Below are 20,599 nucleotides of genomic sequence, written 5' to 3'. Positions count from 1 at the left end.
GCGGCATAAATCGCAGCGTCGTGTGCCCAAGACAAAGCGCCCGGCTTGGCCGGGCGCTTTTTTGTGCTCAGGTCGGCAGGCTCTTGCCTGCTGGCCTTGCTGCTTGGGTTTATTTCTTGGGCCGGAAGGCCTGGCAGACGGCCGGATCGGTTTCGATGCGCGCTGCGCCGATCAAATCCAGGCAGTAGGGCACGGCGGCGAAGATGCCGTGGGCGATGGTCTGCCCGTCCTGGCCCTGCAGGCCGCCCAGGGTCTCGGCGATGGCGCGCGGGCGACCGGGCAGGTTCAGAATCAGCGCGCGGCCGCGCACCACGCCAACCTGGCGCGAGAGGATGGCCGTGGGCACGAAGTGCAGGCTGATCTGGCGCATTTGCTCGCCAAAGCCGGGCATGACGCGATCGGCCACGGCCAGCGTGGCCTCGGGCGTGACGTCGCGCGGCGCCGGGCCGGTGCCGCCGGTGGTCAACACCAGATCGCAGCCGATCTCATCGACCAGCTCGATCAGGGTGCGCTCGATCAGCGGCTGCTCGTCCGGGATGAGACGCTGGGCGAACTCCATCGGGTTGCGCACGGCGCGGCCCAGCCATTGGCGCAGCGCTGGCAGGCCTTCATCGGCGTAGGCGCCGCTGCTGGCGCGATCGCTGGCGGCCACCAGGCCGATGCGCACGCAGGGCAGGGCGGCATCGGCAGTATCGGCCGCAGGGGAGGGGTGGGGGGCAGCGGTCATGGCCTGGCTCACAAGATGTCGAACAGGGTGTCAAACAGGGGATAAACGGTCAGGGCGTCGCCGTGGGCGATCTGGGCGCCCGGCGCGGTCTCGGCCAGGGCGTTGGCAAACGCTGCGCCCGAGAGCATGTTCGAGCCTTGCTGCGCCAGCGGCGTGGCCTGCCAGCCCTGCGGGCCTGGCTCCAGCCGCACGCGCACGAACTCGCGGCGCGCCTCGGGCTTGCTGCGGTTGAAATTGGCCCGCGCCTGCCATTGCAGCGGCCGGGCGCGCTGCGCGTCCAGGCCGCTGAGGCGGCGCAGCGCCGGCAGCGCCAGCTGCTGGAAGGTCACCAGGCTGGAGACCGGGTTGCCCGGCAGCATGAACACGCGGCAGGGCGGCGCGTCTTCATCCATGCCGCCCTGGGCGCTGCGGGCGATGTGGCCCCAGGTGAAGGGCTTGCCCGGCTTGATGAACAGCCGCCATTGCACCAGCGTGCCCACTTGCTCCAGCGCGCGCTTGAGGTGGTCTTCCTCGCCGACGGAGACGCCGCCCGAGCACAGGATGGCGTCGCTGCGCTGCGCCGCGCGCTGCAGGGCCTCGCGCGTGGCGGCCAGCGCATCGGGCAGGGCGCCGCCGTCGATGGCGGCAAAGCCCAGCGCCTGCAACCAGCTCAGCAGCATGACGCGGTTGCTGTCGTAGATCTGCCCCGGCTGCAGCGGCTGGCCCGGCTGCACCAGCTCGTTGCCGCTGGAAAACACCGTCACGCGCAGCGGCGCCAGCACCGGCGCTTGCGCATAGCCCTGGATGGCCAGCAGGCCGATGGTGGCCGGGTTCAGGCGCGCGCCGTGCGAGAGCAGCGTGGCGCCGGCTTGCAGCTCTTCGGCGCGGCGGCGGATGTGCTGGCCGGGGCGGATCGCCTGGCCGGGCGCCAACGCAATCGCGCCCTGGCTGGCATCGTGCGTGACGTGCTCTTGCATCAGCACGGCCTGGGCGCCAGCGGGGATGGGCGCGCCGGTGAAGATGCGCGCGGCCTGGCCGGGTTGCAGCGCCGGGCCTTGGGCTGAGTCACCAGCGGCGATGCGCTGCACGACCTGCCAGCTGCTGTGGTCTGCGCCGCAGATGGCGTAGCCGTCCATGGCGCTGTTGTCGAAGTTGGGCACGTCCAGCCGCACGGGCAAATCCTCGGCCAGGATGCGGCCGTGCAGCTGCGCCAACGGCAGGGTTTCGCTGCGTACCATGGGCTGGTGGGTTTGCAGCAAGGTGTTCAGGGCGTCGTGGTAGTCGAGCAGGTCTTTGGACATGGCGGTGCTTCGGTGCTTTGGGGCTGCCGGGCGGCTTGGGTGCTATTGAAGTTCAGTATTGCGGTGGTGTTTCCGGCTGGGCCTGCGCAGCAGCTGGGTTGAAAACGCTTGCAAGCTCTTGAGCTTTGCGCGCATTCTCGCTTCGCAGCGGGGCAGCGCTTGCCCCGAACAAGCGCTTCGCAAACCGTATCTCAACACCCCCTAGCGCGATTGCAGTTGTTGTTGCAGGCTTTGCAGGGCCTGCTGGTCGTTGAGGTTGGCGAAGGCCTGGGCGTCGTCAAAGAACACCGTTTGCCAGCCACGCGGCTCCAGCCAGCGGCGCAGGCTCAGGTCGCCCTGGCCTTGTTGCTGGGCCTGCAGGTACTGCGGCAGGCCCAGCAAAAGGGCCGGGCGCAGCAGGCTGATGCTGGGGTGGCGGCCCGAAGCGGTGGCGGCCGAGACGGCGGCCAAGCCAGGGCGTGCAAACAGCGCCTGCGCCAGGCGCGCGGCCAGCTGTGGCGGCAGCAGCGGCGTGTCACAGGGCACAACCAGCAGCGCGTCCAGATCCGGGGGCAGTTGCGGCGCGGCGCTGGCAATGCCGGCCAGCGGCCCCAAGCCCTGCCACTGCGGTGCATCGGGCCAGACAGGCAGGCCCAGGGCCTGATAGGCGGGCAAGTCCGCGTTGGCGCTGATGGCGATGCTGTGCACCTGCGGGCGCAGCGCCTGCGCCACGTGCTGCACCAATGGCTGGCCCAGCAGCGGTTGCAGGCCTTTGTTGCAGCCACCCATGCGCTGGCCTTGTCCCCCGGCCAGAATCAGCGCGCCGATGCGCGCGGCGGTGGCTGTGGTGGTGGCGGTCTGGCTGGTTGTGCAGGCCATCGCGCTGCCGGTGGCAGTGTCGATGGCGCGATCGTTTGCGCTGACCGCTGCGGCGGGCGCTGCCGTGGCCTGCCAGCGCCGCTGCGCGGCCTGGTCGCTGGCCTTGGCCTGCACCCAGTGCGCGCTGGCGTCGGCAAAGCATTCCTGCTTCCAGAACGGCGCCTCGGTCTTGAGGTAATCCATGATGAAGGCATTGGCCTCGTAGGCATCGCGGCGGTGGGCGCTGGCGGTCTCGACCAGCACGATGGCCGCGCCCGCGTCGATGCGGCCCACGCGGTGCAGCACGGTGGCGGCCTGCAAATCCCAGCGCTGGCGCGCCTGGGCGACGATGCGCTCGATCTCGGCCTCGGTCACGCCGGGAAAGTGCTCCAGCAGCAAATGGCTCAGCGGCGCCTGGCGCGCATCGTTGCGCACATGGCCGACAAAGCGCACCGTGGCGCCGCACTGCCCCTGGGGCATGGCGGCGGGGGCTTGCAGGTCCAGCGGCTCGGCCTGGATGCGCACGCGAAACAGGGACATGGCGCGCCCCCCTTCAGCCGCCAGTGACCGGCGGCAGGATGGCCACCTCGTCGCCATCGGCGATTTCGGCCGGCCCGTGCAGCAGCCGCTGGTTGAGGGCCAGCTTGAAGATGCGATCGGGCGCCAGGGCCTGGGCCCAGTCCGGGCCGCGCTGGCGCAGCTGTTGCAGCAGTGCCTCGGTGCTGCCGCCAGCCCAGGGCAGGGCCTCGCGGCCAGCGGGCTGCAGCAGTTTGAGGGGGCCGAAATAGACGATGGTGATCATGGCGGGGCAGGGCTGGGCTGGGCAGGGGCGGCGCAGGGCGCGCGGCGGCGCTGAGTGTAGCAAGCGCAGGGCGGCCACAAAGGGCGTGGCAGGGCGCTTCGGGCGTGCGGCGGGCGGGAAAAAGTGACTAGTCACTTTGGGCGTGCGCGGCTGTGCGGACGGCGGATTGGCAGGCCATGGGCCAGCCCCTACGCTGCAAGCCTTGTCTATGCCATTGGGCAGGCAGCGTGAGTCGCCTTGCAGCCTTGCCGCCTTGCCCCTTCGTCGTGTCGAAAGAAGAAGAGTCCCGACCATGAACTCTGCCCCACAGTCCCGAACTGCCATGAGTGTGCTGCTGTCCAGCACTTTTGCCTTCACGATCTGCTTTGCGGTGTGGATGGTGTTTGCCGTGCTGGGCATTCCGATCAAGGAGCAGCTGAACCTGACGGAGACGCAGTTCGGCCTGCTGGCGGCCACGCCGGTGCTGACCGGCTCGCTGGTGCGGGTGCCGCTGGGCATCTGGACGGACCGCTATGGCGGGCGCATCGTGTTCTTCGCGCTGATGATGGTGGCGGTGGTGCCGGTGTGGCTGCTGGCCTATGCGACCGAGTTCTGGCAGTTCCTGGTGCTGGGCCTGTTCGTGGGCCTGACCGGCGGCTCGTTCTCGGTGGGCACGCCGTATGTGGCGCGCTGGTTTCCCAAGCACCGCCAGGGCCTGGCGATGGGGGTGTTCGGCGCGGGCAATTCGGGCTCGGCGCTGACCAAGCTGCTGGCGCCTTCGCTGATTGCCGCCGCGGGCGGGGCCTGGGTGATCGTGCCCAAGGTGTATGCCGTGGCGCTGCTGGTGACGGCCATCGTGTTCTGGCTGTTCTCGGCCAGCAACCCGCAGCACGTGGTGCAGAGCAAGGTCAGCCTGCGCGAGCAGCTGGCGCTGCTCAAGGATCCGCGCGTGCTGCGCTATTGCCAGTACTACTCGGTGGTGTTCGGCGGCTATGTGGCGCTGGCGCTGTGGATGACCAAGTACTACATCGGCGAGTACGGCTTCAGCATCGAGCTGGCCGGGGTTCTGGCGGCTTGCTTCTCACTGCCTGGCGGCGTGCTGCGCGCGCTGGGCGGCTGGATCTCCGACCGCTATGGCGCCTACCAGACCACTTGGTGGGTGATGTGGGTGTGCTGGGTGTGCTTTTTCATCCTGAGCTATCCGCAGACGGACTTCACGATGCAGGGCGCCAATGGCCCGGTGAGCTTTCACATCGGCCTGAATGTGTGGGTGTTCACGGCGCTGCTGTTCATCGTGGGCATTGCCATGGCCATCGGCAAGGCCTCGGTGTTTAAGTTCATCTCCGATGAGTTCACGGACAACATCGGCGCGGTCTCGGGCATCGTCGGCCTGGCCGGCGGCCTGGGCGGCTTCATCCTGCCCATCATGTTCGGCGCGCTGCTGGACTTCACCGGCATCCGCTCCAGCGCCTTCATGCTGCTGTACGGCACGGTGTGCGTGTCGCTGATCTGCATGCACTACAGCTTCCGCCGCCAGTGAGCCCTCAGCGCCTCTGTTCAAAGCCTTTGCCACTGGCAGCAAGGTTTTGGGCAGCGCCTGATGCCTGATGGCCGCAATCGTCTTTCTTCATTTCTGGAAACAAGCCCCATGTCCTCTTCGTCCGTATTGATCCGCTGGGAGCCCGAAGACCCGGCCTTCTGGCAAAGCACCGGCCAGCGCATTGCCTACCGCAACCTGATCATCTCCATCCCGGCGCTGATGCTGGCCTTCAGCATCTGGATGCTGTGGAGCGTGGTGGTGGTGAATCTGGACAAGGCCGGCTTTGGCTTCACCAAGGACCAGATGTTCTGGCTCACGGCGCTGCCGGCGCTGTCGGGTGCGACGCTGCGCGTGTTCTATTCCTTTTTGGTGCCGATTTTTGGCGGGCGGCGCTGGACGGCCATTTCCACCGCCTCGCTGCTGATCCCGGCGCTGGGCATGGGCTTTGCGCTGCGCAACCCGGACACCAGCTACACCACGCTGCTGATCCTGGCGCTGCTGTGCGGCTTTGGCGGCGGCAACTTCAGCTCCAGCATGGCCAACATCAGCTTCTTCTTCCCCAAGGCCAAGAAGGGCCTGGCCACGGGCCTGAACGCGGGCATTGGCAATCTGGGCGTGTCGCTGGTGCAGTTCGTGGTGCCGATGATCATCGGCGTGGGCGTGTTCGGCGCGCTGGGCGGCCAGCCCTACGTGCCCGAGGGCAACCCGCAGGCCGCGCCCATCTGGCTGCAGAACGCCGGCTTCATCTGGGTCGTGCCCATCGCCGTGATGGCGGTGGCGGCCTGGTTCGGCATGAACGACATTGCCGATGCCAAGTCCTCTTTCGCCGACCAGGCGGTGATCTTCAAGCGCAAGCACAACTGGCTGATGTGCTGGCTCTACATCGGCACCTTCGGCTCCTTCATCGGCTTCTCGGCGGGCTTTGCCATGCTGACCAAGACGCTGTTTCCCGAGGTCAACCCCACCACCTATGCCTTTTTGGGCCCGCTGGTGGGTTCGCTCACGCGTCCGCTGGGCGGCTGGGTGTCGGACAAGCTCGGCGGCGCGCGCGTGACGCTGTGGACCTTCATCGGCATGGTCGCCGCGGTGCTGGGCGTGCTGGCCTTTTTGCCCGGCCAGGGCGGCCAGGGCGGGCACTTCGGCGGCTTCCTGGCCATGTTCATCGTGCTGTTTGCCCTCACCGGCGTGGGCAATGGCTCGACCTTTCGCATGATCCCGGTGATCTTTTTGCACCAGCACACCGAGGCGGCCAAGGGCCGCGACGCGGCGGCGCAAAAGCAGGCCCTGACCGATGCGGCGCGCGAGTCGGCGGCGGTGCTGGGCTTTTCCGGCGCCATCGGCGCCTATGGCGGCTTTTTCATCCCGCGCAGCTTTGGCTCCTCGCTGGCCATGACCGGCGGCGCGCAGGCGGCGCTGTACGGCTTCATCGCGTTTTATGTCTCCTGCGTGCTGGTGACCTGGTGGTTCTACGCGCGCCGCAACGCGCCCGTGCCATGTTGAGCCAATGCCCTCTTCGCAGTGACTAGTCACTTTGGCTGCGCGCTGTCGTGCCACTGGGCAATGGCGGCCGGCGGCCAAGACTTCTACAGTGGATTGAACCCAACGATGAGACCTGCCAGGCCCAAGACCTGGCGCCCCATGGAGAAAAAACAATGAGCCACTTTCTGGACCGTCTGACATTTTTCAAGAAAAGGCGTGAGTCGTTCTCGGGCGGGCACGGCATGCTGGTGGAGGAAGACCGCGGCTGGGAGGATGCCTACCGCAGCCGCTGGGCGCACGACAAGGTGGTGCGCTCGACCCATGGGGTCAACTGCACCGGCTCGTGCAGCTGGAAGGTGTTCGTCAAGAACGGCGTGATCACCTGGGAGATGCAGCAGACCGACTACCCGCGCACGCGCCCCGATCTGCCCAACCACGAGCCGCGCGGCTGCCCGCGCGGCGCCTCCTACAGCTGGTACGTGTATTCGGCCCAGCGCATCAAGTACCCGATGATGCGCGGCGCGCTGGCCGAGCTGTGGCGCCAGGCGCGCAAGAGCATGGACCCGATCGCCGCCTGGGCCTGGATCGTCGAAGACCCCGCACGCGCCCAGTCCTACAAATCCCAGCGCGGCATGGGCGGCTTCGTGCGCACCACCTGGGACGAGGCCTATGAGTTGGTGGCCGCGGCCAATGCCTACACCATCAAGCGATACGGCCCCGATCGCGTCATCGGCTTCTCGCCCATTCCTGCCATGTCCATGGTCAGCTACGCCTCCGGGGCGCGCTACCTGGGCCTGATTGGCGGCGTGCCGCTGTCGTTCTACGACTGGTACTGCGACCTGCCGCCGGCCAGCCCGCAGACCTGGGGCGAGCAGACCGACGTGGCCGAGGCCGCAGACTGGTACAACGCCAATTACCTGCTGGTCTGGGGCTCGAACGTGCCCATGACGCGCACGCCCGATGCGCACTTCTACACCGAGGTGCGCTACAAGGGCACCAAGACGGTGGCCATTTCTTCGGACTTTGGCGAAATGGCCAAGTTCGGCGACATCTGGCTGGCCCCGCGCCAGGGCACGGATGCGGCGCTGGCCATGGCCATGGGCCACGTCATCCTCAAGGAATTCCACGTCGACAATCCTTCGGATTACTTCCAGGATTACTGCCGCCGCCTGACCGACATGCCCATGCTGGTGTGCCTCAAGGACGATGGTCAGGGCTACCGCCCGGAGTACACGCTGCGCGCCTCGCAACTCGATGGTAACCTGGGCGAAGACAAAAACCCGGAGTGGAAAACCCTGGTGTGGAACGAGCTGAGCGACAGCCTGTGCGCGCCCAACGGCTCGATCGGCTTTCGCTGGGATGGCAGCGGCAAGTGGAATCTGGAGACGCGCGGGCAGCACAGCGGCCAGGGCCAGGATGTGCATGCGGCCATGAGCCTGAAGGAGCGCGCCGACGACATCGTGCAGGTCGGCTTTGCCTACTACGGTGGCGAGCACGACGATGTGATCTACCGCAAGGTGCCCGTCAAGCGCGTGAGGCTGGCCGACGGCAGCACGCAACTGGTGGCCACCGTGTTTGATCTGCTGGTGGCGCAATACGGCGTGGACAACGGCCTGGGCGACGGCAACGTCGCCAAGGACTACTACGACGACAAACCCTACACCCCAAAATGGCAGGAGAAGCACACCGGCGTCAAGCCTGAGCTGGTGATCCAGGTCGCGCGCGAGTTCGCCCAGAACGCGCACGACACCAAAGGCCGCAGCATGGTGATCGTGGGCGCGGGCCTGAACCACTGGTACCACCTGGACATGAACTACCGCGGCCTGATCAACATGCTGATGATGTGCGGCACCATCGGCAAATCCGGCGGCGGCTGGTGCCACTACGTGGGCCAGGAGAAACTGCGCCCGCAAAGCGGCTGGCTGCCCCTGGCTTTTGCCACGGACTGGCACCGGCCCGTGCGGCAGATGAACGGCACTTCGTTCTGGTATGCGCATTCGAGCCAGTGGCGGCATGAAAAGCTCTCTGCGGCAGAGCTGCTGGCCCCGGGCACCGATCCGGCATGGGCCAACATGGCCGCCATCGACTACAACGCCAAGGCCGAGCGCATGGGCTGGCTGCCCAGCGCGCCGCAGCTGGAGACCAACCCGCTGGATCTGGCCGACCAGGCCGAGGCCGCTGGCATGTCGGCGGCGGACTATGTCGTCAAAGGGTTGAAGGAAGGCACGCTGGACATGTCCTGCAACGACCCGGACAACCCGAAGAACTTCCCGCGCAACATGTTCATCTGGCGCTCCAACCTGCTGGGCTCGTCGGGCAAGGGCGTGGAGTACCTGCTCAAGTACCTGCTGGGCACGCAAAGCGGCCTGATGAGCGATGAGGCCGACTGCATCAAGCCCGAGCAAGTCAAGGTGCGCCCCGCCGCCGAGGGCAAGCTGGACTTGTTCACGCTGCTGGACTTCCGCATGAACACCACCTGCCTGTATGCGGACGTGATCTTCCCCACCGCCACCTGGTACGAGAAGGACGACCTTAACACCTCCGACATGCACCCCTTCATCCACCCGCTGACCGAGGCCGTGCAGCCGCTGTGGCAAAGCCGCTCGGACTGGGAGATCTACAAGGGCCTGGCCAAGAAATTCAGCGAACTGGCCCGGGACTTCCTGGGTGTGCGCAAGGACATCGTGCTGACGCCGCTGATGCACGACAGCCCGCAGGAGCTGGGCCAGCCCTTTGACCCCAAGGACTGGAAGCTCGGCGAGTGCGATCCCATCCCCGGCAAGACCATGCCTGCCATCACGGTGGTGGAGCGCGACTACGGCGCCATCTACGAAAAATACACCTCTGTCGGCCCGCTGCTGGAGAAGGTCAACAACAACGGCAAGGGCATGGCCTGGGACACCAAGCATGAGGTGGACTTCCTGCGCAAGCTCAACGGCGTGCAGCCCGATGGCGCAGGCAAGGGCCAGCCCAGGATCGATACGGCCATCGAGGCGGCCGAAATGATCCTGACGCTGGCGCCCGAGACCAATGGCCACGTGGCCAAAAAGGCCTGGCAGGCGCTGGGCAAGGCCACCGGGCGCGACCACACCCACCTGATCAACAGCAGCGAGCACACGGCCATCCGCTTTCGCGACATCGTGGCGCAGCCGCGCAAGATCGTCACCTCGCCCATTTGGTCGGGCGTGGAAAGCGAGGAGGTTTGCTACAACGCCGGCTACACCAACGTGCATGAGCTGATTCCGTGGCGCACCCTCACCGGCCGGCAGCAGTTCTATCAGGATCACCAGTGGATGCGCAATTTCGGCGCCGGCTTCTGTGTCTACCGCCCGGCGGTGGACACCAAGACCACCAAGAAACTGCTGGGCAAAAAGCCCAACGGCAACCCGGAGATCACGCTGAACTTCCTCACTCCGCACCAGAAGTGGGGCATCCACAGCACGTATTCGGAAAACATCCGCATGCTCACGCTCTCGCGCGGCGGCCCGCACGTGTGGGTGTCCGAGGCCGACGCCAAGCGCGCCGGCCTGGTGGACAACGACTGGGTGGAGGTGTTCAACCTCAACGGCGCCATTGCCTGCCGTGTCGTGGTCAGCCAGCGCATCCCCGAGACCATGATCCTGATGTACCACGCGCAGGAAAAGCTGGTGCACACCCCTGCGGCGGAGAGCACCGGCATCCGTGGCGGCATCCACAACTCCGTGACCAAGGCCGTGCTCAACCCCACGCACATGATCGGCGGCTATGCCCAGCTGGCCTACAGCTTCAACTACTACGGCACCGTGGGCAGCAACCGCGACGAGTGGGTCATCGTGCGCAAGATGAACAAGGTCGATTGGATGGACGAGCCGGCCGATGCGCCCAGGCAGGTCGCACATGCCGATCAACGCTGAGCGCGCGGTGCGCCACACGCCTTGCCGCTATTGGCCCCGGCCTAAGAGAAGGAGATTCACGCATGGATCAGCCCATCCCGGCCTTGCCCCACGTGCTGGACGTTGCAGCCCATCTGCAGGCCCAGCCCCGGCAGGCGGTGCGCACCTTGCTGCACACCATCGATGGCACCAATCTGGTGCTGTGGCAGATCCCGCCTGGCGCGAGCCTGCCGCCGCACCGCCACCCGCATGGCACGGACATCTGGTTCGTGCTGCAAGGCAGCGCCGAGCTGCTCGATGACGCGCAAAGCCGCCGCAGCGTGCATGCCGGCCACATCGTGCTCATCGAGCGCCGTCAGCGCCACGGCGTGCGCAATACGGCCGGGCAGGACTGCGTGCTGGTCTCCGTCGTGCCCACCGATGCGGGCTTCGAGCCCTTGAGTTGAACGCGCCGTTGCAGCGAATTTGCCAGCTCTTCCCAGACAAGCACCAAAAAGGAACCCCACCATGAAAATCAGAGCACAAGTCGGCATGGTCCTGAACCTGGACAAATGCATTGGCTGCCACACCTGCTCGGTGACCTGCAAGAACGTGTGGACCAGCCGCGATGGCGTGGAGTACGCCTGGTTCAACAACGTCGAGACCAAGCCGGGCATCGGCTACCCCAAGGAATGGGAGAACCAGCAGAAGTGGCAGGGCGGCTGGGAGCGCCGGCCCAATGGCAAGCTCGTGCCCCGGCAGGGCGGCAAGCTCAAGATCCTGGCCAACATCTTTGCCAACCCCAATCTGCCGCAGATCGACGACTACTACGAGCCCTTCACCTACGACTACGAGCACCTGCAGAACGCGCCGCGCATGAAGACCGCGCCCACGGCGCGGCCCATCTCGGTGCTGACCGGCAAGAAGATGGACAAGGTCGAATGGGGCCCGAACTGGGAGGACGACCTGGGCGGCGAGTTCGAAAAGCGCGCCAAGGACGCGCTGTTCGAGGGCATCCAGAAGGACATGCTCTCGGCCTTCGAGCAGACCTTCATGATGTACCTGCCGCGCCTGTGCGAGCACTGCCTGAACCCGGCCTGCGTGGCCTCCTGCCCCTCGGGCAGCATCTACAAGCGCGAGGACGACGGCATCGTGCTGATCGACCAGGACAAGTGCCGCGGCTGGCGCATGTGCATCTCCGGCTGCCCTTACAAGAAGATCTACTACAACTGGACTTCGGGCAAGGCCGAGAAGTGCATCTTCTGCTACCCGCGCGTCGAGGTTGGTCAGCCCACCATCTGCTCGGAGACCTGCGTGGGTCGCATCCGCTACCTGGGCGTGCTGTTGTACGACGCCGACCGCATCGAGCAGGCCGCCAGCGTGGAGGACCCGCAGGATCTCTACCAGGCCCAGCTGGACATGTTCCTCGACCCGCACGACCCGCAGGTGCAGCGCGAGGCGCTGCGCCAGGGCATCAGCCAGAGCTGGCTGGACGCGGCCAAGGCCTCGCCGGTCTACAAGATGGCCATGCAGTGGAAGGTGGCCTTCCCGCTGCACCCCGAGTACCGCACCCTGCCCATGGTCTGGTACATCCCACCGCTCTCGCCGATCCAGTCGGCCATGGAAAACGGCCTGGTGGGCGAGAGCGGCATCATCCCCAGCGTGGATGAAATGCGCATCCCGCTGCGTTATCTGGCCAACCTGCTGACGGCCGGCAAGATCGAGCCCATCAAGCTCGCGCTGGAGCGCATGATCGCCATGCGCCGCTTCAAGCGCGCCCAGGTCGTGCACGGCCAGCAGGCGCTGCAGGCGCTGGTGGGCACGGGCCTGACGCCCGAGATGGTCGAGGACATGTACCAGATCATGGCCATCGCCAACTATGAGGACCGCTTCGTCATCCCCAGCAGCCACCGCGAGATGGTCGAGGACAGCTTCGACGAGAAAGGCGCCTGCGGCTTCAGCTTCGGCAACGGCTGCTCCGGCGGCGGCAGCGAGAATCTGTTTGGCAAGCGCAAGAGCGCGCCCATCATCTTCGTCGATCGCCGCAAGGACATCGAGAAGAACCGGCAAGAGGGGGTGCACTGACCATGGCCCAAACCCTTCACGCCCCCGCCCAGGACGCCCGCGCTCAGGACGCCCGCGCCGAGGCCGACACTGCCCTGCTGCAGACCCCGGCCAACCCGCTTTATAAATGGTGCTCGGCCCTGCTGTGCTATCCCGAGGCCGAGCTGATCGAAGCCTTGCCGCAGCTGCGCGCCATGCTGGCGGGCTGGCCCGAGCTGCAGGCCCACCACGCGGCGCTGCACGGCCTTCTGGACCACCTGCAGGGCCGCAGCCTGCGCCAGCTGCAGGAAGCCTATGTGCGCACCTTCGACCACAACCGCCAGCACGCGCTCTACATCTTCGAGTACGTCTATGGCGAAGACCGCGACCGCGGCTCGGCCATGGTCGATCTGCTGGAGGAGTACCGCCAGCACGGCTTTGAGCTGGGCGATGAGGAGCTGCCGGACTACCTGCCGGCGCTGCTGGAGTACTTCTCGCACGTGCCCGATGCGCACGCCCGTAAGCTGCTGGGCGATCTGGTGCACGTGGTGGCGCACATCGCCACGCGCCTGCACGCCAGCGGCTCGCCCTATGCCGCGGTGCTCGATGCGCTGGTGGCGCTCAGCCCGGTGGCGCCGCAGCCGCTGGTCGAGCCGCCGGTGCGCGACATGGACGAGGCCATGGAGACCTTCGGCCCCGACGCCGCCGGGCTGGAGCCGCTGCTCAAGCCCAGCCTGGAGAGCACCATCCAGTTCTACCCCAAGGCCGCCGTGGCCGCAGGCCGCAAGCCTGCGCAGGCCAGCTGACGGATCGCGACAAGGAGCGCCCCCATGAACACCTTTCACCAATTCATTTTCGGCATCTACCCCTACATCTGTTTGGCTGTCTTCCTGCTGGGCAGTCTGGTGCGCTTTGACCGCGAGCAGTACTCGTGGAAGAGCGAGTCGAGCCAGCTGCTCTACCGCGGCCAGCTGCGGCTGGGCAATATCCTGTTTCACGTTGGCGTGCTGGCGGTGTTCTTCGGCCACCTGTTTGGCCTGCTCACGCCGCTGTGGGTCTGGGACATGCTGGGCGTCAGTCACGGCGCCAAGCAAATCTTCGCCATGACCGCCGGCGGCATCTTCGGCGGCATGGCGCTGGTGGGCCTGCTGCTGCTGCTGCACCGGCGCCTGATGTGCGATCGCCTGGCGGCCAACAGCACCTGGCGCGACAAGCTGGTGCTGGTGTGGCTGCTGGTGACGCTGCTGCTGGGCCTGTCGACCATCTTCGTCAGCATGGACCACCTGGACGGGCACGAAATGGTGCTGCTGATGCAATGGGCCCAGCACATCATGACCTTCCGTGGCGAGGCGGCCAACTTCCTGACCGAGACGCACATCCTCTTCAGGCTGCACATCTTCATGGGGCTGAGCTTCTTCCTGATCTTCCCCTTCACCCGCATGGTGCACGTCTGGAGCGGCTTTGCCAGCGTGGCCTACCTGGGCCGCGCCTGGCAGCTGGTGCGCCCGCGCTGAATCCCATCATTTGAGCAGAGGAGTGGCCTATGCCCATCACCGTCAACGGCGTCGAACTGCTGGATGCGGAAGTCGAGCAGGAACTGCCCCGGCACCAGGACAGCGACAACCCGCTGCACCAGGCCGTGCTGGCGCGCATCCTGCGGCGCGTGCTGCTCGATGAGGCGCAGCGCCTGCAGATCGACACGGGCGACGAGGAGCAGGCCATCGGCGAGCTGCTCGAGCGCCAGGCCCCCAGCCCGGCGCCCAGCGAGGCCGACTGCCGGCGCTTTTACGAGCGCCACCCCGAGCGCTTCACCGTGGGCGCCTGCGTCGAGGCCGAGCACATCCTGTTCCAGGTCACGCCCAAAGTGCCGCTGCAGGCCCTGACGCTGCAGGCCGAGGACGTGCTCGAGCGCGCGCGGGCCGAGCCCGGGCGCTTTGCCGAGTTGGCGCGCCGCTACTCCAACTGCCCATCGGCGGCCGTGGGCGGCAGCCTGGGGCAGCTGGGCCGGGGCGATACCGTGCCCGAGTTTGAGAAAGTGCTCTTTGCCATCCCAGCCGGCACCGTGCACCCCAGGCTGGTGCACTCGCGCCATGGCCTGCACATCGTGCGCGTGGCGCGCAGCGTGCCAGGGCGGCTGCGGCCCTATGAGGACGTGGCCGGCGACATTGCCCAGGTGCTCACCGCCATGGGGCGCGACACCGCCTGGCGCCAATACACCAAGGTGCTGGTGGCGCGCGCGCAGATCGAGGGCATCGACCTGGGCGAACAACTGGGCGAAGACCGTATCATGGCACCCGAGACCAGCAGGGAAAGCCCGCCATGACTGCCACGACGACACCCCCACCCCACAACGACGACGCCCCCCCGGCCGCCGCCGCCGCAGGCCAGGCCCAGATGATCGACGGCTTTGGGCGCCGCATCCACTATCTGCGCGTGTCCGTCACCGATCGCTGCGACCTGCGCTGCAACTACTGCATGCCCAAGGACTTCAAGGGCTTTGAGGAGCCGGCCAACTGGCTCAGCCATGCCGAAATGGCGCGGCTCATCGGCCTGTTCGTGCAGCTGGGCGTGAACAAGGTGCGCCTGACCGGCGGCGAGCCGCTCACGCGCCGCGGCGTGGTCGAGCTGGCCGAGCGCATCGGCAGCATGCCGCAGGTGCGCGATCTCTCGCTGTCCACCAACGGCACCATGCTGGCGCGCCATGCCGCCGGCCTCAAGGCCGCCGGCGTCAAGCGCCTGAACGTCAGCCTCGATTCGCTCGATGCCGCCACCTTTGCGCAAATCACCGGGCGCGATTGCCTGCAGGACGTGCTGGCCGGCCTCAACGCCGCGCGCCAGGCCGGTTTTGCGCCGATCAAGCTCAACTGCGTCGTGCACGCCCAGACGCCCGAGCCCGAGGTGGCCCGCATGCTGGCCTACACGCTGGCCAGCGGCTTCATCCTGCGGCTGATCGAGACCATGCCCATGGGCGAAAGCGGGCGCCAGTTCCAGCCGGCTGACCTCACGCAGATGGGTGCGCGCCTGGCCAAGCGCTTTGGCCTGGTGCCGGCGCTGGACATTGGCGATGGCGGCCCGGCGCGCTACTGGGCGGCCGGCCAGGGGGCGCCCGCGCTGGGCGTGATCACCCCCATGTCGCAGCACTTTTGCGCCACCTGCAACCGCGTGCGCCTGACGGTCGATGGCACCTTGCACCTGTGCCTGGGCCAGGAGGACAGCGTGCCGCTGGGCCGCATGCTGCGCCAGGGCGCCGACGATGCGCAACTGCTGGCGGCCATCCGCGCCGGCATCGCCGCCAAGCCCGAGCGGCACGAGTTCCACAGCGCGCCGCAGCGCATCGTGCGCTTCATGTCGCAAACCGGGGGATAGCCAGGCCATGCCCATAGAGAAAATCGAACGATTCATCGACGGCTTCACGCGCTTTCAGCAGCATTACTACGAGGAGGCCCCCGAGCTGTACCGCGACCTGCGCGACGGCCAGCGCCCCAGCACGCTGCTGATTGGCTGCTGCGACTCGCGCGTCGATCCGGCCATCTTGCTGGACTGCGACCCGGGCGACATCTTCACCATGCGCAACGTGGCCAATCTGGTGCCGCCGCCGCGCGGCGACATCGGCCCGCAGGGCGTGCTGGCGGCCATCCAGTTCGCCGTGGAAGAGCTGCTGGTCGAGCGCGTCATCGTGCTGGGGCATTCGGGCTGCGGCGGCATCCGCGCGCTGATGCAAGGCCGCGGCCAGGCGCCGCAGCCGGCCGACTTCGTCGGCAGCTGGATGGCCATTGCCGAGCCGGCCCGCGAGCGCGTGCTGCAGCAGCTGCCCGAGGCCAGCGACGAAGAGCGCCGCCGCGCCTGCGAGCAGGCCTCCATCATCATCTCGCTGCAGAACCTGCAGCGCCTGCCCGCCGTGCAGCGGCGCACCGAGCAGGGCACGCTCAGCCTGCACGGCTGGTACTTCGATCTGGCCTCGGGCAGCCTCTCGGCCTACTCGCCCCGGGTCGATGCCTTCTTGCCGGTGACCGAGGCCATCGCCGCCGCAGGCCGCAGCAGCGCAGCCACTGCGCCATGCCGCAAATGAGCGCCGTGCACCAGAACGTGCTGGGCATCGTCGGCCGCTCGGGCAGCGGCAAGACCACGCTGATCGAAGCCATGCTGCCGCTGCTGCGCGCACGCCGCTTGCGCGTCAACGTCATCAAGCACAGCCACCACGACATCACGCTGGAGCCGCCGGGCAAGGACAGCGCGCGCTTTCGCGCCGCCGGCGCGCAGGAGGTCATGATCGCCTCGCCCTGGCGCTTTGCCATCATGCACGAGCTGCACGGCCAGCCCGAGCCCGAGCTGGCAGAGCAACTGGCGCGGCTGGCGCCGGCGGACCTGACGCTGCTCGAAGGCTTCAAGCGCCAACCCATCGCCCAGCTGGAGGTCTATCGCCCGGCGCTGCAGCAGCTGCCGCTGCACGCCCAGAGCGGCAGCGGCATCATTGCCGTGGCCAGCGATGCCCCGCCGCCGCCCGGCGCGGCGCTGCCCTGGCTGCCGCTGAATGCGCCAGAGCAGGTGCTCGATTTCATCCTGGCGCAGCTGCGCCTGGCGTGAGCGCGCCGCGCGACCCGCAGGCACCGAGACGCCCCCGGCACAGACCACACCCCACACAGCACACACACAGGCGATGGCACACACGGCAATGGGCAAGGCAGCGATGACGGCGGCACTGGAGGCCGATGCGGCCCTGGCTGGGCTGGGCCGCGAGCGCTCCGGCGCTGCCGCGCCGCCGGCCAGCGCCGCGCCTGGCGCCCACGCCGCGACAGGCAGCAGCCCTTGGCATCAAGCCGGTCAGCAGGCTGGGCAGCAGGCCGGCCAGCAGCCTGGCAAACCCGCGCAGCATCTGGTGGCGCGCATCGTCACCGTGGCGCTGCTGGCCCTGGTGCTGATGCTGTGCATGATCGGCTCCACGCTGTGGCTGGCCTGGCGGCTCGAAGGCGCGGCCGCGGCCATCAACGACACGGGCAGCCTGCGCATGCAGGCGCACCGCATCGCCGTGGAGCTGCTGCGCGCCGGGCCACAGTGGCGCCAGACGCGCCCCATGGGCCAGGGCGGCCTGGATTTGACGGCCCAGGTACGCAGCCTGGCCGATGCGTTGCAGCAGTCCCTGCAGCAAATCGAGCAGGGCGACGCGCAGCGCCCCTTGCTGCTGCCGCAAACCCCGGCGATCCGCAGCGAGTTCGCACGCGTGCAGCAGTACTGGCAGGACACGGCGCGCCCGGCGATCGAGCAGGCCTTGCGCAGCGGCGAGCCCGGCGCCTACCTGGCGGCGCTGCCCGAGCTGGTGCTGCGCACCGAGGCGCTGGTCGCACAGATCGAGCAGGACAGCGCCCGCAAGACCACTGCGCTGCACCTGGCCCAGGGCGTGCTGCTGCTGCTGGCCGTGCTGGGCACGCTGGCCATGATCTATTTGCTCTACCGCTGGATCGTCGCGCCGGTCATGCGGCTGCGCGAAGGCCTGCAATCCATGGCCGCGCACCAGTTCGGCACGCGGCTGCCGGTGCAGCGCCACGACGAGTTCGGCCTGCTGGCGGCGGGCTACAACCAGATGGCCGATGAGCTGCAAAGCCTCTACCAGGGGCTGGAGCAGCGCGTGGCCGAGAAAACCGCGCGCCTGGCCGCGCAGAACCACCAGATCGGCGCGCTGTACGACATGGCCGCGTTCCTGAACCAGCCCAACGACATCGAGGCCATGTGCGAAGGCTTTTTGCAGCGCGTGACGGCCCAGTTCGAGGCCCATGGCGCCAGCATCCGCACGCTCGATGCCGGCAGCGAGCGCCTGAGCCTGGTGACTGCGGTGGGCCTGTCGCCGGCCTTGACCGAGGCCGAGCACTGCATGCCGGTGCGCGACTGCCACTGCGGCCAGGCCACGCTGCAGCAGCAGGTGCTGTTCGTGCGCGATCTCTCGCACCTGCCCCAAGCCACCGCGCCCAATTGCCGCCATGAGGGCTTTGCCAGCGTGGCGGTGTTTCGCATCATTGCGCGCGATGCGGTGCTGGGCTCGTTCTCGCTGCACTTTCGCACGCCGCGCGAGCTGCAGCCGGCGCAGCGCCAGCTGCTGCAATCGCTGGGCCAGCTGCTGGGCGTGGCCCTGGAAAACCGCCGCCTGGACGCCAAGACGCGCGAGCTGGCCGTGGTGCAAGAGCGCGCCCTGGTGGCGCAGGGCCTGCACGACAGCCTGGCGCAGGGGCTGAACTTCCTGAACCTGCAGCTGCAACTGCTCGAAGACGCCGTGCGCCGCCAGGACGCGCAGGAGGTCGATGAAATCCTGCCGCTCTTGCGCACCGGCGTCGAGGAGAGCTACCAGGACGTGCGCGAGCTGCTGAGCAACTTCCGCAGCAAGCTGGAGCAAGGCGATTTCTGCGAGCTCATCGAAGACACCGTGCAGCGTTTTCGCCGCCAAAGCGGCTGCGAAATTGCGCTGGAGCTGCACTACACCCAGGGCGCGCCGCTGGCGCCCGAGCAGCAGCTGCAGGTGCTGTTTTTGCTGCAGGAGGCGCTCTCGAACGTGCGCAAGCACGCCCAGGCCCGGCGCGTGTCGGTGCGCATCGACAATGCGCGCGACTTCACGCTGGACGTGCAGGACGACGGCCAGGGCTACGACCCTGAGCAAGTGCGCACGCGCGGCGACGCCCATGTGGGCATGCACATCATGCGCGAGCGCGCCGCGCGCATGAACGCGCAATTGCTGCTGGACTCGGCCCCAGGCGCCGGCGCGCGCGTGCGGCTGACGCTGCCGGCCAGCGAACGCCAGCCGGCCTGATGCGCGCCGCCCCCATCTGCCCGTACTGCCCGCGTACTGCCCATATTGCCCGTACGATCGCAACCGCGACGCCCATGGCCGCCCGCCAGGGCGCGGGCCTTGCGGCGCGCATGACGCGCACATGAAAAACCAAGACAGAAAATCCCCCCACGACACATCCATGACCATCCGCATTCTGCTCATCGACGACCACACCTTGTTTCGCTCCGGCCTGCGCCTGCTGCTCAAGCGCCAGGAGGACTTTGAGATCGTGGGCGAGGCGCCCGATGGCATTGAAGGCCTCAAGCGCGCCAAGGAGCTGCGCCCGGACGTGATCCTGCTGGACTTGAACATGCCCGGCCCCAGCGGCCTGGAGGTGCTGCAAATGCTCTCGCAGGACGTGCCCGAGAGTGCGGTGATGGTGCTGACCGTCTCCGAGGAGGGCGAGGAGCTGGCGCAGGCGCTGCGCAGCGGCGCGCGCGGCTACCTGCTCAAGAACATCGACGCCGAGGCCCTGGTGCAGGGCATCCGCCGCGCCGTGGCGGGCGAGCCCGTGATCGACCCGGGCATGACGGCCAAGCTGGTCGAGCAGTTTCGCCACCAGACCCAGACGCCGCCAGCCCCGCCCGCGCCGGCCGACGGCGAGGCCCAGCGCAGCCGCCTGACGGCGCGTGAGGTGCAGGTGGCGCGCCTGCTGGCGCGCGGCGCCAGCAACAAAGTCATCGCCCGCGAGCTGGACGTGACCGAGAGCACCGTCAAGATTCATGTGCAGAACGTGCTCAAGAAACTCAACCTCAACAGCCGCGTGCAGATCGCGGTCTACGTGGTCGAGCATGGCCTGGCCGATGAGGAGGGCGACAAGCCCGACTGAGATCGAGAACAGACTCTCATCGAACTACAATGCGCGCCTTTTGCGCGGCCGCACGCTGCTGTGCGCGCGGCCGCAGTGTTTCGTGGTGTCCGCCAGCATGCCGCTGGCGGCCGGGCCTGGAGGGGCGCGCAGCCTGTGCTGCGCGGCCCAAGGCCCGGCGGGAAGCAGGTGTGCCCAAGCCTGCGCTGCCCCCGCAACGGTAGGTTCTTGTATCCGCCCTGGCCCCGGCTGCTGCACGCTGCCGGTGGCTGCCACTGTGGCCCTGCGCCATGGGAAGGCCCGGCGGTGTTTTGCAGGCGCATTGCCTTGATGCGCGCCTGCGGCCTGAACGAGCCCGGAGACCGGCTGCGAAACCACCCTGGTGGCGTCTTTGCACGCCCGCCACTCTTCTTGCTTCAGCCGCCGCCCCGTGCAGGGC

17 protein-coding genes and 1 riboswitch are annotated in these 20,599 nt (G+C 67.7%); of the genes, 13 read left to right on the top strand and 4 right to left on the bottom strand.

Annotation, left to right across the window (positions count from 1 at the left end; genetic code table 11):
* Nucleotides 1-109 precede the first annotated feature (109 nt).
* From mog to CK625_RS03880, 4 genes are all read right to left on the bottom strand, one after another.
* Complete coding sequence (mog, locus tag CK625_RS03900; RefSeq protein ID WP_095539086.1) at nucleotides 110-727, bottom strand: molybdopterin adenylyltransferase; 618 nt, start codon at nucleotides 725-727, stop codon at nucleotides 110-112.
* An 8-nt stretch (nucleotides 728-735) separates the two neighbouring features.
* The gene (locus CK625_RS03895) at nucleotides 736-2,007 is read right to left on the bottom strand and encodes a molybdopterin molybdotransferase MoeA (protein WP_095538891.1); all 1,272 of its coding nucleotides are present in this window, start codon (nucleotides 2,005-2,007) and stop codon (nucleotides 736-738) included.
* Nucleotides 2,008-2,208: 201 nt separating this feature from the next.
* The gene (gene mobA, locus CK625_RS14055) at nucleotides 2,209-3,384 is read right to left on the bottom strand and encodes a molybdenum cofactor guanylyltransferase MobA (protein ID WP_238945483.1); all 1,176 of its coding nucleotides are present in this window, start codon (nucleotides 3,382-3,384) and stop codon (nucleotides 2,209-2,211) included.
* 13 nt (nucleotides 3,385-3,397) lie between these two features.
* On the bottom strand, nucleotides 3,398-3,646 hold the full coding sequence (locus tag CK625_RS03880; protein ID WP_095538890.1) for a MoaD/ThiS family protein: 249 nt from the start codon (nucleotides 3,644-3,646) through the stop codon (nucleotides 3,398-3,400).
* Between the two features lie 292 nt (nucleotides 3,647-3,938).
* On the opposite strand from CK625_RS03880, the gene CK625_RS03875 reads away from it, so the two are divergent.
* The 13 genes from CK625_RS03875 to CK625_RS03815 all read left to right on the top strand — a co-directional run bounded on the left by CK625_RS03875 (nucleotide 3,939) and on the right by CK625_RS03815 (nucleotide 20,181).
* On the top strand, nucleotides 3,939-5,165 hold the full coding sequence (locus CK625_RS03875) for an MFS transporter (RefSeq protein ID WP_429001289.1): 1,227 nt from the start codon (nucleotides 3,939-3,941) through the stop codon (nucleotides 5,163-5,165).
* A gap of 108 nt (nucleotides 5,166-5,273) precedes the next feature.
* The gene (locus CK625_RS03870) at nucleotides 5,274-6,665 is read left to right on the top strand and encodes a NarK family nitrate/nitrite MFS transporter (RefSeq protein WP_095538888.1); all 1,392 of its coding nucleotides are present in this window, start codon (nucleotides 5,274-5,276) and stop codon (nucleotides 6,663-6,665) included.
* Nucleotides 6,666-6,817: 152 nt separating this feature from the next.
* Entirely contained in the window at nucleotides 6,818-10,537 is a 3,720-nt protein-coding gene (locus CK625_RS03865; RefSeq protein WP_095538887.1) for a nitrate reductase subunit alpha, read from the top strand.
* A gap of 62 nt (nucleotides 10,538-10,599) precedes the next feature.
* Nucleotides 10,600-10,962 (top strand): cupin domain-containing protein, encoded by a 363-nt coding sequence (locus tag CK625_RS03860; RefSeq protein WP_095538886.1) that lies wholly within the window; start codon nucleotides 10,600-10,602, stop codon nucleotides 10,960-10,962.
* Nucleotides 10,963-11,023: 61 nt separating this feature from the next.
* Nucleotides 11,024-12,580, top strand: coding sequence for a nitrate reductase subunit beta (gene narH / locus CK625_RS03855; RefSeq protein WP_095538885.1), 1,557 nt, complete (start codon nucleotides 11,024-11,026; stop codon nucleotides 12,578-12,580).
* 2 nt (nucleotides 12,581-12,582) lie between these two features.
* Entirely contained in the window at nucleotides 12,583-13,344 is a 762-nt protein-coding gene (gene narJ, locus CK625_RS03850; protein ID WP_095538884.1) for a nitrate reductase molybdenum cofactor assembly chaperone, read from the top strand.
* A gap of 24 nt (nucleotides 13,345-13,368) precedes the next feature.
* Nucleotides 13,369-14,052: a respiratory nitrate reductase subunit gamma gene (gene narI / locus CK625_RS03845; protein ID WP_095538883.1), complete on the top strand. Its 684-nt coding sequence runs from the start codon at nucleotides 13,369-13,371 to the stop codon at nucleotides 14,050-14,052.
* A gap of 29 nt (nucleotides 14,053-14,081) precedes the next feature.
* A complete protein-coding gene (locus tag CK625_RS03840; RefSeq protein WP_095538882.1) occupies nucleotides 14,082-14,861 on the top strand; it encodes a peptidylprolyl isomerase in 780 nt (259 codons plus the stop codon).
* Between the two features lie 71 nt (nucleotides 14,862-14,932).
* The gene (gene moaA, locus CK625_RS03835; RefSeq protein WP_238945512.1) at nucleotides 14,933-15,904 is read left to right on the top strand and encodes a GTP 3',8-cyclase MoaA; all 972 of its coding nucleotides are present in this window, start codon (nucleotides 14,933-14,935) and stop codon (nucleotides 15,902-15,904) included.
* A gap of 13 nt (nucleotides 15,905-15,917) precedes the next feature.
* Entirely contained in the window at nucleotides 15,918-16,607 is a 690-nt protein-coding gene (locus CK625_RS03830; protein WP_095539084.1) for a carbonic anhydrase, read from the top strand.
* Entirely contained in the window at nucleotides 16,595-17,122 is a 528-nt protein-coding gene (gene mobB, locus CK625_RS03825; RefSeq protein ID WP_238945482.1) for a molybdopterin-guanine dinucleotide biosynthesis protein B, read from the top strand. The genes CK625_RS03830 and mobB overlap by 13 nt, the downstream gene beginning before the upstream one ends.
* A 73-nt stretch (nucleotides 17,123-17,195) precedes the next feature.
* Entirely contained in the window at nucleotides 17,196-19,331 is a 2,136-nt protein-coding gene (locus CK625_RS03820; RefSeq protein ID WP_238945481.1) for a type IV pili methyl-accepting chemotaxis transducer N-terminal domain-containing protein, read from the top strand.
* Nucleotides 19,332-19,491: 160 nt separating this feature from the next.
* Nucleotides 19,492-20,181, top strand: a complete 690-nt coding sequence (locus tag CK625_RS03815) for a response regulator (protein ID WP_095539082.1) — start codon at nucleotides 19,492-19,494, stop codon at nucleotides 20,179-20,181.
* Nucleotides 20,182-20,339: 158 nt separating this feature from the next.
* Nucleotides 20,340-20,525: riboswitch (cobalamin riboswitch) on the top strand.
* The last annotated feature ends 74 nt before the right edge of the window (nucleotides 20,526-20,599 follow it).

It is taken from the genome of Vandammella animalimorsus, assembly GCF_002285265.1.
GTDB lineage: Bacteria > Pseudomonadota > Gammaproteobacteria > Burkholderiales > Burkholderiaceae_C > Lampropedia.
Note: the sequence above shows the minus strand (reverse complement) of the source record. Positions and strands in the feature narration are given on the sequence as shown.

What these genes read in the sequence shown, in the direction of transcription:
- mog (WP_095539086.1), bottom strand. Translation starts at nt 727, where the DNA reads ATGACCGCTGCCCCCCACCCCTCCCCTGCGGCCGATACTGCCGATGCC.
- CK625_RS03895 (WP_095538891.1), bottom strand. Translation starts at nt 2,007, where the DNA reads ATGTCCAAAGACCTGCTCGACTACCACGACGCCCTGAACACCTTGCTG.
- mobA (WP_238945483.1), bottom strand. Translation starts at nt 3,384, where the DNA reads ATGTCCCTGTTTCGCGTGCGCATCCAGGCCGAGCCGCTGGACCTGCAA.
- CK625_RS03880 (WP_095538890.1), bottom strand. Translation starts at nt 3,646, where the DNA reads ATGATCACCATCGTCTATTTCGGCCCCCTCAAACTGCTGCAGCCCGCT.
- CK625_RS03875 (WP_429001289.1), top strand. Translation starts at nt 3,939, where the DNA reads ATGAACTCTGCCCCACAGTCCCGAACTGCCATGAGTGTGCTGCTGTCC.
- CK625_RS03870 (WP_095538888.1), top strand. Translation starts at nt 5,274, where the DNA reads ATGTCCTCTTCGTCCGTATTGATCCGCTGGGAGCCCGAAGACCCGGCC.
- CK625_RS03865 (WP_095538887.1), top strand. Translation starts at nt 6,818, where the DNA reads ATGAGCCACTTTCTGGACCGTCTGACATTTTTCAAGAAAAGGCGTGAG.
- CK625_RS03860 (WP_095538886.1), top strand. Translation starts at nt 10,600, where the DNA reads ATGGATCAGCCCATCCCGGCCTTGCCCCACGTGCTGGACGTTGCAGCC.
- narH (WP_095538885.1), top strand. Translation starts at nt 11,024, where the DNA reads ATGAAAATCAGAGCACAAGTCGGCATGGTCCTGAACCTGGACAAATGC.
- narJ (WP_095538884.1), top strand. Translation starts at nt 12,583, where the DNA reads ATGGCCCAAACCCTTCACGCCCCCGCCCAGGACGCCCGCGCTCAGGAC.
- narI (WP_095538883.1), top strand. Translation starts at nt 13,369, where the DNA reads ATGAACACCTTTCACCAATTCATTTTCGGCATCTACCCCTACATCTGT.
- CK625_RS03840 (WP_095538882.1), top strand. Translation starts at nt 14,082, where the DNA reads ATGCCCATCACCGTCAACGGCGTCGAACTGCTGGATGCGGAAGTCGAG.
- moaA (WP_238945512.1), top strand. Translation starts at nt 14,933, where the DNA reads ATGATCGACGGCTTTGGGCGCCGCATCCACTATCTGCGCGTGTCCGTC.
- mobB (WP_238945482.1), top strand. Translation starts at nt 16,595, where the DNA reads ATGCCGCAAATGAGCGCCGTGCACCAGAACGTGCTGGGCATCGTCGGC.
- CK625_RS03820 (WP_238945481.1), top strand. Translation starts at nt 17,196, where the DNA reads ATGGCACACACGGCAATGGGCAAGGCAGCGATGACGGCGGCACTGGAG.
- CK625_RS03815 (WP_095539082.1), top strand. Translation starts at nt 19,492, where the DNA reads ATGACCATCCGCATTCTGCTCATCGACGACCACACCTTGTTTCGCTCC.